Genomic DNA, 14471 nt, shown 5'->3' with positions numbered 1-14471 from the left:
TGATAGTGAACAAGAAGCTTTTTTTATGCGAGGAGTAGAGACGCTCATGCAGCCCAACGAGACCACGCCAGCTATTGTCATCGAAGCCCTGAGCAAAGAGTATCGTCTGCAGTCAGGGCAGGCGAAAACCGCCGTAAACCGTCTAAATCTAGCTATTCCGCGAGGGCAGATCTGTGGATTTCTCGGGACAAATGGAGCAGGAAAAACGACGACTATCAAAATGCTCTGCGGTCTTATCCTTCCCAGCCAGGGCCGCGCGCTGGTCAATGGATATGATGTGTCGCACGAACATCGCCAGACGATGCGGCACATTGGGGTAGTCCTGGAAGGAGCGCGCAATATCTATTGGCGCCTATCTGCTTTTGAAAATCTCCTCTATTTCGGGCATTTGAAAGGATGTCATGGGGCAACACTTCGAAAACGTGCGGGACAATTGTTACACGAGCTGGATCTCTGGGATAGGCGCGACCAAGCGGTGCGCACGTTCTCGCGAGGGATGCAACAGAAAGTTGCCATTGCCTGTGCTCTTATTGCTGATCCTCCCATTGTACTCCTCGATGAGCCAACGTTGGGGTTGGATGTGCAGGCAGCCCAAACAGTCAAAGCATGGATTGCGCGGCTCTGCCGAGAGCAGGGAAAAACGATTGTGCTTACCACACATCAATTGGAGATCGTCGAGGCCCTTTGTGAGCGAGTCGCGATTATGCAACAAGGTCATTTGATCGCTGATGAACCGCTGGACAGGCTCCTGGAACAATTTCAAAAGCGCAGCTATCAGATAACGCTTCAAGGGCCACTTACGCCTGAGCAGGTGAGCGCTTTTGCACCGTTGCGCGTGAGCAGCGCAGGCAGTATGAGCGTGATCTCACGGGATCAGGCTGATCAGGCAAGTCTCTATCACACGCTGACGCTCATTGAGCACATGGGTCTTTCCCTGCGTGCAGTCCAGTATGGTGAGCCCTCATTGGAAGAGGTCTTTCTCGGCTTGATGCAACAGGCAGAAAGGCAGAAAATACATGGATAGATGGTTCTTCTCCTTACGGATGGTAGGAAATGAAATAAAAAAGCGCTTGCTGATCCTCTGGGACTACAAGTTTGATGCGCTGATGCAACTGCTGATTTTCGGCTTGATATTTGTGGGGGCAACATTTTTCCTGGGAAAAGGGCACTTTAACCTGGAACTCTTATCAGTTCAATTTGTAGGCTACACGATGTGGATGTATGGGCGTGCTGCAATGAGAACGATGAGCGAGGATCTCAGTGATGAGGCGCAAGCAGGAACACTTGAACAGATGTATATGGCACCCGTTGCCCCTGAACTCTTGCTCCTCGGGCGTTTGCTCGCACTCTTTCTCTGGACATCACTCATGGTTCTGCTCATGGCTGGGCTGCTTATCACCGTGTTTCACATTGTCCTCCCGTTTCGATGGGAGGAACTGCCTATTCTTCTCTGTATGTTCTGCGAACTCTTTGGCCTCGCCTTGCTCCTCAGTGGGTTGGGACTTGTGTTCAAACAGATCTCCACCTTCGCAGATCTCCTGCAGCAGCTGTTCCTATTTCTCACCGGTTCGCTGGTCCCCATCAGCATTTTTCCTAACTGGTTGGCCGTCCTTGCCAGAACCCTCCCAACCACACAAGGCATTCTTGCGTTACAGGCGGTGCTGTTTGACCATCAGTCGCTGGTCACCTTGTGGACGACCGGAGATCTCTCCTTGTTATGTTTGCACGCCTTCCTTTATCTTGGAGGTGGTATCGCGACGTTCAGAATCTGTACAAGATATGCCAAACACCAGGGGTTACTGGGACAATACTGAAAGGTTTGCTTATGGTAAACCGCCTTATAGAGCCGACTTTCATAGAACCTCTTTCGTTAGTATCAGTTACTCATCTCACGCGCAAAAAAGTGAGACTTTGATTTTGACACGTTTTTTGAGATTGCTGTTTAGATAAACAGGACCTATGAGAACTTGCAACGCAAGTTCTGCAAAAAGGAAAACATGCTCACATTGACGACTCTCGTCGAGAGATGAGCCCTTGGTTTTGGCTTTGCGCTTGCTTTTGAGGACCACGCCATAGCGTGGAGCAGGCTGCGGGTGAAACCCACAGGTTCGTCCTGGAGATTTTCCTCGTGGTTGGCACGTCCGAGCTGGGGTTCCTTCCCAACTGTACCAAAAGGGAGGGTTAAAACAAGTTTCTTGAAGAGTGGACAAAGAGTTCTTTCTGTTGACATCTGTTGCTCTTGCATTCGTATCTCGTTTCTGCTAGAATTCCTCCTTGTACGGTGAGTGACACCGGAAGGGACGCCTGTGGAGATCCTGTAAGACCTGGTAGATCCAGGCACGTTGTTCGTTGAAGCAGGAACCGAACGCCAGATAGGGCTTGTCCCTCTTTGGGGAAGTTTCGGATAACGGCACAGAAGAGCGCAGTGTCTCCTGGGGGACTATGGACGTTTTTGGCGATGGTGAATGTTTCGTTTCCGTTGCTGCCTGCATCGATTATAAGTAAAGCCGCGTTGACGAATGAGATTGCTATAACGGGAACTCCTGTTCTTTGATATAGTCTTCAGGAGAAGAATACACTCTTTATTCTTTTCACTCCTGTTCAAAAGCCTGCCCTTGAGCGGATTGAGAGAGAGCACGGTAATCCCGCTTGAGTTCAGTTTCCCACTGCTCCAGGGCGTGACGCGTGGCCGGTGATGCATGCACGGTTTGCGTTCCAGAGATCGCCAGCGCGCGTTGATAGTAGAGATTGGCTTCGACGTATCGGCGTAGGTAGAGCATAGCTCGCATCAGAAGCCCCAGCGCTTCGCAGAGCGCGGTGTGCTGCGATCCCCATCTCTGCTCAAAGTGGTGCAGGAGGCGGCGCGCATAGTTTTCTGCCTCCTCATAGCGCTTCTGCTTGAGACAGAGGCGTGCCATGCATCGTAGAGGCAATGGATCGGAAGTCTGACTGAGCTGCGTATTCTTCGCTGCTACAGTGAGCAGGCGCTGACAGATTTTCTCTGCCTCCTCGTCATTGCCTTTATCTATCAGCGCGCTCGCAAGCAAGCTCTGTGAACTTGTGGTGTAGGTATGCTCAGGTCCGTAGAGATCTTCATAGATGCTTACAACACGCTCATAGCACTGTACTGTTTCCTCGTATTTTGCCTGTTGTTGATAGAGGCTTGCCAGAGAGCTCATGACGGTGGCAACCATCATATGACGAGGGCCATATGCCTTCTCTGTATTCTGGAGGATCCGCTGAGCCAGCGCCTCGGCCTCAGAGTATTTTTCGTTAAACTGCAATTGGCTGATCATAGAGAGATGTTGCAATCCCGACTGCTCTTGCGCGTATTCGTCGTCCTGCTGTGTCTCCTCTTGTTCATCGGGCAGCTGCTGGACAAACGCCTCGGCCTCCTGCAGCTGCTTGCCTGCCCGACCTTGCATCTGTTCGCCAAAGTCTTGCTGTATGCCTTGCATCCTCTGTTGCATCCTGTCCGAAACCTTCAACCCTGCGTTGAGAATGCGCCATTGACTGCTCAGGCTCTCCAGGTCGAAAACGTCCTGTCGCAGCGCGTCAGTATCAATGATGAGGATGTGAAGAGGGCGCAGATACTTGACCTGGCTTAGCGCCTGCCTGGCATCATCATAGCGCTGTTGCCACAGGTACACGATAGTCAGCATCAGCCAGGTGCTTACCAGCAAGGGATGCCCCTGCTCAAAATAGCGCTCACGTAGCTCCAATGCTTCGAGGAGCAGGTGCTCTGCCAGCGGGAAATCGCGCTTCTTCTGGACCGCAAAACAAGCCCAGATGCTTAAAGCGAGTGCGATACGCGAGTCCTCGGCTCCGTAGCGCTCGGCGAAGACCCGCAGCAGCTTTTCAAAGTACATCTCTGCCTTTACAAGCTTGCCCTGCTGCGCTGCCTGCTCCGCGTAATCGTAATCCATCAGTGTATCGAAGTCGAGCCATTCGTATTCATAAATATGTTCACAGAGGTCGAGTGCCTTGTGACCCAGTACGGTAGCGTCCGCAAGCAGAAGGTGCTGGGCATGAAAGTGGGCGGCGTGGAGGGTAGCGCCGATCAACGGGAGATCTAGTTTGCTGTAATCGCTCTCATCTCGCTGTTGATGCTCGTGTTCATACAGGTCGATGATGCGTAGATAGACCTGTATGGCCCCTTGTACATCTTCCTGCTGACGTAGGGTTTCCACCCTCTGTTGTAATGCTGTGACCTCTTCAAACAGCTTCAGACTGTCGGCACGGGACCGTAAGAGCGTGAGTAGGAGTGTTTGTGCCCTCTGACGTAAATCCTGTTCAACGAGAGCGATTTCTTTCTGCTGCTGCTCCTGACGTGCTCTCCAGGAGTCCATCATAGATTTTAACGGAGGGATATTGAATGACATGGCTGAACCGCCTTTCATAATTTCAACAATTTGTATTCAGGTTCATGCTTTTCTCCAGTTTTTTTACTCATCCTCTCTTCTTCACTGTTTCTTTTAACGATCCTCGCTTAACGATCCTCGCTCTTATCTGTTGCGAGGCAAGAGGCTATATTTCCTGACGGAACTTTGCTGACAAGGCCGCAAGGCTTAATTCTATGATCCCGACCGCAGACGATCCGCGAGTGAGCGAGGTCGTAGGAGTGCGTGACAGCGGTACCGTGTTTGGCCAGCCAAAGCCATCCCACAAACAGAACCAGTATTGGGCAGGTGTCGTCGTGAATCGAGCCAGCACCTGTATCAGGGTCTGGGCGTCTCCAATCGGCAGCAAACCGTTCGGTGGCTGGCCTACGAAGTCAGCCCCAGTGCCCTCCATAAGATGGGCGAACTGCACGCGTCGGTCGAATACAGGTGCATCTGGTGGAAGGAATTGTCTCCAGCGAATGTAGGTCCGATCGACGGCAGTCCCGATGTCAATAGGATGCAGTGGCCGAGCATAGGCGCCAAAAATCGGCGGTACTAAAGAAGCAACAGTAGACGAGCCGTGACGTAGCCGGTTTGTGATTGGTTCCGCTTCACTGACCTGATCACTCCAACGCAAAGGTTCACTCATATGTGCCCCTGGTAAATCGTTCTTTGTCACTTTATAGAGAGCTGCCATAAAAGACGCCGTTTGTGCACGTTTTGTGGCGATCGCATAACAAAGGCTTCTTCTCAATCAGTATATAAGGCAAGCGCTCCATTGACCAGGACAGAGATCGGACATTTCCTGGTCAATCTGCTCGAAAGATCTTCTCTAGCGGTTCCTGCCAGTCCTGATAAGAGCCAGAAATTCTGCATTTTCATTGAGTAGCAAACGCCATCGCGTAAGGATCGCATGTGAGCGTCTTCGCGCCAGCGAGAGCGCACAGAGGGTCCCAGCTGCACGATATGGAAGATGACCTTGTGAGACTGGTGCGGGAGGTCAGGAAGTGAGACGCCCTGCAGGAGCAGGGAGATGACCTCGGCAGGGAGAACCTGGGCTAAGGCATCAGGGATGGGCTGCCCCCGTTCACGCAAGCTCGCCAGGGTTGTGAGAAAGGCATGGAGTTGGGGCGTGACGCGTCGTTTGGGGACAAAGAAGACCTCATCCTCGCTTGCGGTGTTGCTTTGTTGCGCTTGGGTGCACGTTTGTTGACGAGGCTCTCATCTCTTCAGCCAAATCTTTGGCTCAAAACGGAGATGTAGCGCTCTAGGTAGTTGCGTAGGAAATCACTGTATGAAGGATCCTGTGTCATAGCGAGAAGGCGCTGAAATGTCTTCTCGTCACAGAGGGCAATGAGCGTCTCTGGTAGGAGCCTTGTCAGGTACACACCAGGATCTTCTTCCGGGTGTTCATAATCCCATGTGCGTTGCATGTAATCGTTCGCCCAATAGTAACTATTGGAAAGGTCATCCCAGTTTGATCGGGAAGGGAAGTATTTGATGATACAGTCGAGGATGAGTCCGGAAGCTGTCGTATCTCCCAGTGCTCTTAGAACAGGAAGGACATCATAGGCAATGCGCTCAAACTCGTAAACATTACTACTACGATATAAAAAATCTACTAAAGGCCCAGTTGCCGCTTGATCTTCCAATTGAGCCAATGCCCATAGAGCCGCCTTGCACACCTTTGATGCTGTATCCTGTAAAGCCGCACACAAAGGTTTCGTGGCAGCCCTCTCCCCCAGTTTTCCTAGGGCATAAGCCGCCTTCATGCGTATGTCTGGATGATTATCCTGTAATGCGGTACACAATGGTTCAACGGCTGCTTGTTGCCCCGACTCTCCTAACAAATCCACAATGTGTTCCCTCTCGCTTGCACTTGCACCCTGACTATGCAATAGCTCTACCAATGGTTTGATGGTTGTCCCTGAGAGTTCTCCTCGTTCAATTTTGACCAGAACGGAGAGCGAGGTTTCATAAAGTAAATCGTCTTTGAGAGAAGAAACAAGCCTATCAACCCAGAATATGAACAGAATACGGTTTTTCTGGGTATTGAGCCGATGGACGAGTCTGTGGAGCGCTTGGGCCATCTTCTCACGTACTCTGGGGTTTGGGTCATGAGCAGCCGCCAGTAAAGGAGCAATAGCCGTCTCATCCCCCAAGGAAGCGAGTTGGTTTGCAGCAGCAATGCGAGCGCGAGCAACGCTTCCCTGACTCACTGTATCTTGCAAAGCCGTAATCAAAGCTGGCAGTGACGGCTTCTTGCTAGTGACTGCCATGATAGCTTCGATTCGTACCGATGCAGTACTCTCCGAGAAGAGGACTCTGGCCAGTTCCCCTTGGCGAGCGAGTGCGCGAGCAGCTGCTACTCTCACTTCTAGATCTCTATCAGTTAAAGCATCGCACCAGGACTTAATGGCCGCGCTATCTTTATCTTTTTCGAATGGTATTGACATATGCGTTACCCGCTTTTAATGAGTCAATAGTTGTTTTCAACTATACTCTTTTGTAAAACATGAAAATTGAACATCAATTCCTCTTGAATGTTATCATGTTTCTTCTATGTATTTCTCATCCAAGATGTTTGAATATTTACTCATAGAGAAGGCTGCCAGTTGAAAGGAGACATGCTTTTTCTTTCTTCTCATGTGAGATATTTTTTCGAGAAGGCACAAAGAGTGACCTTCTCTTTAGAAGGCGAAGAGGGACACCTTAAAAAGGACATTTTTGATACCAAAATATTTGATGCAAGATTGCAAGAGGGAAAAGGAAGAACATACAAGGTCAGGGAGAGAGCGTCGCCTTGAAGCCCGGAGGAAGATGCAGCACTTGTTCAAGGGTATACTGCTGGGCAAACCCCGAAGGCCCCGGTCAGATCAAAAAGCACGCTGGGGCGCTCAGTGCCAACCCAGGCCCGCGCATAGAGAAAACGCATCAAAGCAAATCCTCCAAGGCTGTCAGAAAACTCCTTGTAGCCATAGTGTTGGCGGATTTCCTGGGCATGATCTTGCTGGGTCTGGATGTGTTCCGCATAGCGAACAGTACACTGCGGATTGGCAAGACGAAGCTGGGAGGCTATATATGCAATGACGCCCACCGGGATATTCACCGGGTTTGAAAGAAATGTTCCCAAGAATCTGAGTGTCCCAATTTGCACGGTAAAACCCAGCCTATTGTGGTCTCCACGTCGCTCGGCTATGAGCCGGCGATCTTCGTCGTTCAGATGAAAATAGCGAGCGAGCTGCTCAGGTGTTGGTTCGCCAATGTAGCGTCCATAGCGTTGCTCTTGTTCCTTTGTGAGATAATCAACGGGCATGGCTTGTGCGGATTCCTGCTCCAATGAATGTGGGAAAACGTCTGCAAGCATCGCCTTCCTCCATCTTTTGTTGTTGCTGCTTCCTCCGTAGGTGCCTCAAGACCAGCTGGTCTTTTTGGTCTTATCCCGCGTCCACAGCCAAGTTTGCGTCTTCGTCCGAGCCAGTACCGGAGACGGCTTGATCAACGAGCCCGATCAGGCGAAGGGCTTCTTGCAAGACATTGTGTCCAGCATTGTGATCGCGATCCTGGGGAACATGAACATACGAGCAGGAGGGATTCTGACACACAAAGATGCGATCCTTGAGGCTCATCTCATCCCAGGTCCATCCACAGCCGTGGCAGGTCTTACTGGAAGGAAAGAAACGGTCGACCTTGATCACCTGTCCACCTTGTTGAGTGGCTTTGGCTTCCAGCAGACGCACGAGCGTGCCTAGCGAAGCGTCGGAGAACGCGCGAGCCAGGCGTCGGTTTTTGAGCAATCCCTTGAGGTGCAGGCTCTCCACCCCGATGATCCCGTAACTCTCTGCCAGCCTGGTTGTGAGCTTCTGAAGGACATCCTGGCGCAAGCACACGATCTGGTCGTGCAGGCGTGCCACCTTTCTGCGCGCTTTGTCCCGATTCGCGCGATCCCACCTTCCGGCGATGCAGGCGTTTGTTGGCTTGGCGCAGCTTCTTGAGCGTGGTTGTGAGAAAGGCTTGGTTCTCGACTTGCTCTCCCGTACTCAAGGTTGCCAGACGGTTGAGTCCAACATCGATGCCCACCGCTGCCGCTTTCTCCATTGGGATCGAGTCCGGGAGTTCGACCTGGATGGAAACAAACCACCACTCGGCGGTTCTGGTGATGCGTGCCCCGAGGACTCTTCCCTGAAAGCGCAGATGCTCGGCCATATTGACCCAGCCGAGCTTAGGAACCCAGAGACGATGATCCCTGATCTTGCATTGGTCGTTGGCGAGATAGAAACTCGGCTTGCTGCGTTTCTTGCTCTTGAACTTCGGGCGGTGAGCCTTCCCCTCGAAGAACGCCGTAAAGGCTTTGCCCACATCGAGAAAGGGCTGGTCAGAGGCGTTCTTGGTCACATCCCAGGTCCAGGGGAAGGATGCTCGTCGGATCGCGTTGAATTGCTTCTTGAGCTTGAGGGCAGTTGGTTGCTCCTGGGCTTCGTATTGCCGATTCCACTCGGCGAGCGCCCAATTCCACACGAAGCGAGCCACCTCTGCGGCGCGTGCAAGGGCGTTGGCCTGTTCTGAGGTGGGATGCAGTCTGATCTTATGGGCGCGAATCATGCGGTTCTGCTCTTTCTCCTGCCTGTTGGTTTCATTATTGAAGAGCAAATGTTCTCATCTGTCAAGCAGCCCGAAAGCGTGGCCCTTGCACATGATTGATCCCTTTTTCCTATTTTTTCGGTAACAGTTGCATTCTCTTTTGCTAATTGGTTGAGCTTCTCAGAAAATGAGAAAGTCATACCAGCCTCTCTACTGATGAGTTTATCGCGGACTTTTACAAGAGGCTGCGGCCGGCGAGGACTTTTTGGTCCAAACAGAGCAAATCGCTCCCTTTTTCTCTGCTATAATCCAGGCTGGGTCTGCCATTGTTGCCGCACAGGCCCACATAGGTTCCAAGAAGGAGGTCACTTCCATGATGGAGCAAGACAGTAAAGAGCAGCGTCGAGCAGAGGCCAGCAATCCAGCAACGAATGCACGACGATTAAAAACCTTGAGTGCAGATGCCGATCTGCGTATTCTGGTGGCGGGCAACCCTGCTGCGCCCCCTCACCTGTTACAGCGCCTGGCCCAGGATCAGGATGAAGCGGTGCGCAAGAACGTCACCAGCAATCCCAATACCCCTGGAAGTACCTGAGAAAGTTGGCCTGGCAGTTTCCCCAGGAGTTTCTGCACAATCCAGTCGTGTTTCTGTACCTGCTGGCTCACCCAGAACTGATGCCAACAAACCGTCCAACTGACCATCTGTTTTGGGAAGGGCTCCTGCGTGCAGCCCCGCTTCCTCCACCCTGGTGGGACTGGTTCTGCAAGCAGCCAGGATATGCAGACACTGAGATGCTCCGTCTGCATATCCAGTGTAATGGTGAGGTGGACGATTTCTGGCGTGCGCTCCAGGCAGAAAGCGCCCCAACCCTGCTTCCTCTGATCGAGCTTCTGGTTCTTGAGGAGCGCCAGGCTTCGGCTCTGCTCGCTGCTCCTACATCTGTCTCCCTAAGTCAGTCCGAGAACGCTTTGGAAATAGCCAGAGAGGAAACCCTCTGGTGGCTGGCTTGCCATCCCCAGACACAGATACGCACGCTGATAGCCAGTTCCACACGAGTGCCCACAGAGATCCTGGCAAGTATGGTCCAGGATCTCGCCTGGGATGTGCGCAGAGAACTTGCTTGCAACCAGCGAACACCCGTGGAGGTCCTGGTCTCATTGAGCCGTCATGCAGACGCCTCCACGAGGTCTCGCGTCGCCGAAAACGAGCACGTTCCCGTGGAGACCTTGTATGTGCTGGCGCAGGATCGAGAACGGTTCGTGCGCGAGGCACTGCTCAAAAACAAGCAACTCCCCACAGAGATCCTGGCACGCATGGCTCAGGATCGTGATGAGGAGATTCGCAGACAGGTTGCCTCTCATCCCCGGACTTCTGCCGATATCTTAGGAATGCTGGCTCAGGATCGCGATGAGGCGGTACGCAGAAGGGTTGCCTCCCATCCGCAGACATCCGCCGATGTCCTATGGATCCTGGCCTGGGATAAAAGTCTCGAAGTGAGAGTGGCAGTGGCGGAAAATGAGCTGGCTCCAGCTGCGCTTCTCGAAGCCCTGATGAAGGGCGAAACCCTTGGCGAAACCCTCGGTGAAATCCACTTCAAGATGAACGTGGTTGGCAATCTGCGGGTATCGGTGTCTCTCTTACGCAGACATGCTCAGCACGAAGACCAAAACGTGCGAAGGGTTATCGCCGAGCATCCCCAAACCCCCCCGGAGATCCTGAGCCAGATGTGCCAGGATCGCGATCCCTTTGTGCAAATAGCCGTCGCTGGCAACTGGCAAACGCCTGTCGACGTGTTGCGGACATTGGCTCAGCATGAGTTTGAGGGGCTGAAGCGTTGGGGGCTGGAGGCGCTTGCCCAAAACATCCAGACGCCTTTTGAGGTGTTACAGACCCTGGCTCAGAAGACACAGCACGGCCCAACCAGATGGAGTGCAACCTTTGTTTCCCGATTACAAGTCGAGCTTGGGGAACACCTTGATCGGGAGGAGGTGGGCACCATCCTCAAGGATCTCTTTCGCACAAAGCGGGTAGACTATCCGGCGATCAAAGAGGACTCCCCTGAGCAGCAGATATTGACGCTGGCTCTTCTCAAAGGTTCAACACTGGTTCGCAGAGCCATCCTCACCGTTCTGGCGACGGAGTGGGATGTTTCAACCATGGGTGAACTGTATGAAAGCCACCCCTATTCGTGGTGGGTGGGACAGCCCGACACCGGGTTCAACCTGCTTTCTCCTGAGGTGTTACAGAAGCTGGCACTTGCTCCCAAGTGGAAAGTCCGTTTCCTGGTTGCATCTCATGAGCAAACTTCTGAGCTAACCAGACAATGCTTGAGTCAGGATGGCAACCGCTATGTGCGAGCCATCGCCAGAGCCAAAGCGGCTCATATGGGAGAGTCCGCATCTTCAGAATGATGGAATGTTCTGGCATCGCATCTTGTGTCTTTGAGTCAGTGACCCCAGCCCTTTAGGGCTGACTTTTCTACCTATTTTTAGTGAATAGCGCTGGTGTCGCTTGCCAAGACGATTCCGGAGGATGAGCTCAAGGTCATTCAAGAGAACCGTAGTGAATCTCGTTGGGCCTCTTATCAGGCTTGCTCTGGATGACCTTGAAAAATGTGTAGAAAAGTCAGGGGCTTCCTGTGGCGGTTTTGGTGAAAACTATTTCGTTTAACGAACCAGCCTGTTGAAAAAATCCTTGTTGAGTTTACGAAGATATCGATGAGCAAAAAATCCTCGGTCTCATCTTGAAGAAGCAGAAAAAAGGAAACAAGTGATATAAGGGATTAGAAATAAAAGAGGAAAAAGAATCAAAAGAAATTTCTAGAAAAAACAAAGAATGCGCACATGAGATTGTCATTTCTCAGGTAAATTGGGTCATACACAGCTTTGGTGAATCCACCCGCTTGCTTATTCTCCTTTCAGATGAAAAGAAGGATGTGAACAAAAATATATTACTTGCATGAACTCCTTCAAAATCGTAGAATAGAGCGTTGATTTTCAGGAGCATGACACAAGAATAGAAAGAGGGATCTATGAGTACCCCGACATTACTTCTGTCTCTTCCATTTACGACTCTATAGCTCAGGACTTCGAGAGTCACGCGACTCAGAGTGTATACAACGCTCACTATGATCGGCCAGCGGTGCTGAGTCTGCTCCCACCCGTACAGGGCAAAAGGGTCTTGGACATTGGGTGTGGACCTGGGTTGTATGCGGCCTGGCTCATTGAGCGTGGGGCACAGGTCGTTGGATTCGACATCAGCGGTGAGATGATTGAACGAGCAAGGCTGCGCGTTGGAGATCGTGGAACGTTCTATCAGCATGATATCTCCCAACCGCTTCCTTTCGCTGCTGATGCATCTTTTGACATTGCCGTGGCCCACTGATGCTTCATCATGTGACGGCACGCGTAGCAGCACTCCGTGAGGTGGCACGTGTCTTGACGGCTGACGGTTCATTGATCGTGTCCACATCGCATCCCTTTGCGGATTGGAAGCAACATGGTGGATCGTACTTTGCGACCGAACTCGTCCAAGACACGTGGTACAACAGCTCATCCGAAGCCTTCCAGATGCCTTTTTGGCGGGTTTCCTTGACCACCCTTTGTGATGAGTTTGCTCAGGCAGGTTTTTTTATCGACCAACTGCTTGAGCCGCAACCTGAACCAGCAGCGGCAGAGATCGATCCTGAGACCTATCGTGAGCTCATGGAGCAGCCTGCCTTTATTGCCTTCCGCTTACGCAAACGAAAGGGAGCGTGACATCCCTTTCGTTAGAGGGCATGGAGCACGCGTTGCCGAAGCAAAGGAAATCCGGCTCTACCATACATGGTTCTTTTGAGCAGTTTGAGCTTGTTGACTTGACCCTCCACCTGACCATTAGAGTAAACCAGGGTGAGCCCGGCGAGCACCGCTTCTTGGTCTCGTTCCAGTCCCGCTACAAAACGTTGCACTTCGGAGATCCCACTCTCGGCTACGTGTTGCTTCCAGTCTTCTAATCGATGTCCTTCACGTTTGCGAACGATCTGCCCAAAAGCTTGGACCAGGGGATGCAGCATCGAGAGTTGGGAACGGGTCTGGCACAACTCTAGGAGATTGCGACGTTCGTCTAGCTCCAAATCGTCAAATGGGCGAACAATCAACCAGAGAGCTTCCTGTACGGATACTCGATCTAACACAGAGGGCGCGGGAAGCTCGACTGGCCCTTGGCGCAGTGTGTGGATGAAACGGTAGACGGTACGTATGGATCCTTTAAAACCCTGTTTCTGGATTTCTTGAAAGATAAACCTGCTCTCTCGACAGCCTTGCTGCCATCGGGAGAGAACGTAGGGAGCATAGGGATCAAAGATGCTCCGACGTTTGCGTTGTGGCTGGTTAGTTGTGCCATCAGGTTGCCGAAGCCAGCGCTGTACCGTCCGTACTCCTATTGCGAGCCGACCAGCAATTTCTTTGTGGGAAAGGCCACGTAGCCGCAAGGCTCTGGCCTGTTCAAGACGCTCTTGTTTGTCGGTTTGTAGTTTACGCTGAGGACGATGCGCAGGACATACCTCTCGCTTTTGCCAGCGATACACCGTGCGTACTGGCATTGCGAGCCTTTGGGCGATCTCTTTGGGAGAAATGCCGTGTGAGAGGGAGGCTTTGACCTGTTCAAACCGCTCTTGTTTGTTAGCCTGCCGCGCTACGCGCTGGCGCTCCACCTCTGTATCAGCGGCTTGCGACCTCTCATTAGCTGAGAGAACGGAAGGTGCGTGAAGGGGGAGCTACGCAAAGCGCAGCTCTTTGTAACTGCGAGCAATTAGTGGTTCAATAGCCTCTACTAAGTTCTTCATTAAGTGAAAGCGATCCGCGACGGGAACTGCCTGGGGAGCTCCTTCACGGGCTGCTCGTGTATAGTCATTGCCTCGATCTCGACTCACGTACTCAATTTCCGGGTGCTGGCGCATCCACTTGGCGGCGGTTTCCGTCGAGCGTTCGTCAAGTAAATCGATCACTTGGTGGGAACTTAAATCGACAAGAATCGTGCCGAACCTGCGTCCTCGGCGAAACGAAAAGTCGTCAATTCCTAAAGCAGTGACCAAACCGGCGCTAGGGGTGGGAAGATCCATGATGCGTCGCACGAGAGTCATCCATGAGGTGGAAATGCCCAGACGCGTTGCTAGTCGCGCTCCCAATCTTCCCGAAGTGGAGAGACCAATAGCTTGGATTGCAGCAATCAAACGAAGCGTCATCTGCGCCCAGGGTTCCACGAACGTAGGCAGACGCTCTGTGAAGATCTTCCGCTGGCAAGCAGAATTGCGACAAAAGAATTTGCGCACTGCCAGGTGCAAACGAACGTTACGGCCTCCACAAGGCACATCTCGCACGGTTCTGCTGTAATGGTTATGAACCGAAGTGGATGCTTGAGCACAGAGAGGGCAGCGTGAACAAGGACGAGTGCTTGCCACCGAAATGGTGAGTGCTGTTGTTTCCTCTTGGATCTGCATAATGCATAGTCCTTCCGGAAGAGACAAG

General features: G+C 52.1%; 12 protein-coding genes and 2 pseudogenes. 6 read left to right on the top strand and 8 right to left on the bottom strand.

Annotated elements, in window-relative coordinates:
- Positions 1-46: 46 nt before the first annotated feature.
- Complete coding sequence (locus tag K3T82_RS26675) at positions 47-1024, top strand: ABC transporter ATP-binding protein (protein ID WP_220196607.1); 978 nt, start codon at positions 47-49, stop codon at positions 1022-1024.
- On the top strand, positions 1017-1814 hold the full coding sequence (locus K3T82_RS26670; RefSeq protein ID WP_220196606.1) for an ABC transporter permease: 798 nt from the start codon (positions 1017-1019) through the stop codon (positions 1812-1814). The genes K3T82_RS26675 and K3T82_RS26670 overlap by 8 nt, the downstream gene beginning before the upstream one ends.
- Before the next feature lie 777 nt (positions 1815-2591).
- On the opposite strand, the gene K3T82_RS26665 is transcribed toward K3T82_RS26670, so the two are convergent.
- The 5 genes and pseudogenes from K3T82_RS26665 to K3T82_RS26645 all read right to left on the bottom strand — a co-directional run bounded on the left by K3T82_RS26665 (position 2592) and on the right by K3T82_RS26645 (position 8984).
- Positions 2592-4382, bottom strand: coding sequence for a tetratricopeptide repeat protein (locus K3T82_RS26665; protein ID WP_220196605.1), 1791 nt, complete (start codon positions 4380-4382; stop codon positions 2592-2594).
- A 145-nt stretch (positions 4383-4527) separates the two neighbouring features.
- Positions 4528-5031, bottom strand: a complete 504-nt coding sequence (locus tag K3T82_RS26660; RefSeq protein WP_220196604.1) for a hypothetical protein — start codon at positions 5029-5031, stop codon at positions 4528-4530.
- Positions 5032-5611: 580 nt separating this feature from the next.
- The gene (locus tag K3T82_RS26655) at positions 5612-6838 is read right to left on the bottom strand and encodes a HEAT repeat domain-containing protein (RefSeq protein ID WP_220196603.1); all 1227 of its coding nucleotides are present in this window, start codon (positions 6836-6838) and stop codon (positions 5612-5614) included.
- A 377-nt stretch (positions 6839-7215) separates the two neighbouring features.
- The gene (locus K3T82_RS26650; RefSeq protein ID WP_220196602.1) at positions 7216-7749 is read right to left on the bottom strand and encodes a DUF4158 domain-containing protein; all 534 of its coding nucleotides are present in this window, start codon (positions 7747-7749) and stop codon (positions 7216-7218) included.
- Between the two features lie 70 nt (positions 7750-7819).
- A pseudogene (locus tag K3T82_RS26645) lies at positions 7820-8984 on the bottom strand (RNA-guided endonuclease InsQ/TnpB family protein).
- Between the two features lie 352 nt (positions 8985-9336).
- On the opposite strand from K3T82_RS26645, the gene K3T82_RS26640 reads away from it, so the two are divergent.
- The 4 genes from K3T82_RS26640 to K3T82_RS26625 all read left to right on the top strand — a co-directional run bounded on the left by K3T82_RS26640 (position 9337) and on the right by K3T82_RS26625 (position 12722).
- Positions 9337-9558 carry a variant leucine-rich repeat-containing protein gene (locus tag K3T82_RS26640; RefSeq protein ID WP_220196601.1) on the top strand — a complete coding sequence of 74 codons (222 nt, stop codon included), beginning with the start codon at positions 9337-9339 and terminating at the stop codon, positions 9556-9558.
- Positions 9559-9563: 5 nt separating this feature from the next.
- A complete protein-coding gene (locus K3T82_RS26635; RefSeq protein WP_220196600.1) occupies positions 9564-11375 on the top strand; it encodes a HEAT repeat domain-containing protein in 1812 nt (603 codons plus the stop codon).
- Between the two features lie 604 nt (positions 11376-11979).
- Positions 11980-12348 (top strand): class I SAM-dependent methyltransferase, encoded by a 369-nt coding sequence (locus K3T82_RS26630; RefSeq protein WP_220197479.1) that lies wholly within the window; start codon positions 11980-11982, stop codon positions 12346-12348.
- An 11-nt stretch (positions 12349-12359) separates the two neighbouring features.
- Positions 12360-12722, top strand: a complete 363-nt coding sequence (locus K3T82_RS26625; RefSeq protein ID WP_220196599.1) for a hypothetical protein — start codon at positions 12360-12362, stop codon at positions 12720-12722.
- Positions 12723-12733: 11 nt separating this feature from the next.
- Here K3T82_RS26625 and K3T82_RS26620 read toward each other — a convergent pair whose 3' ends face one another.
- From K3T82_RS26620 to K3T82_RS26615, 3 genes and pseudogenes are all read right to left on the bottom strand, one after another.
- Positions 12734-13387, bottom strand: coding sequence for a transposase (locus K3T82_RS26620; protein ID WP_420799353.1), 654 nt, complete (start codon positions 13385-13387; stop codon positions 12734-12736).
- Positions 13364-13657, bottom strand: a pseudogene (locus K3T82_RS50095) (helix-turn-helix domain-containing protein); the annotation flags it as partial. The gene K3T82_RS26620 and the pseudogene K3T82_RS50095, both read right to left, overlap by 24 nt.
- A gap of 63 nt (positions 13658-13720) precedes the next feature.
- Complete coding sequence (locus tag K3T82_RS26615) at positions 13721-14443, bottom strand: ISL3 family transposase (protein ID WP_220196597.1); 723 nt, start codon at positions 14441-14443, stop codon at positions 13721-13723.
- Positions 14444-14471 lie beyond the last annotated feature (28 nt).

This window comes from Ktedonospora formicarum, from assembly GCF_016587355.1.
GTDB classification, from domain to species: Bacteria; Chloroflexota; Ktedonobacteria; order Ktedonobacterales; family Ktedonobacteraceae; genus Ktedonobacter; species Ktedonobacter formicarum.
The sequence above is the reverse complement of the archived record's forward strand: the minus strand, read 5'-3'. Positions and strand labels throughout refer to the sequence as shown.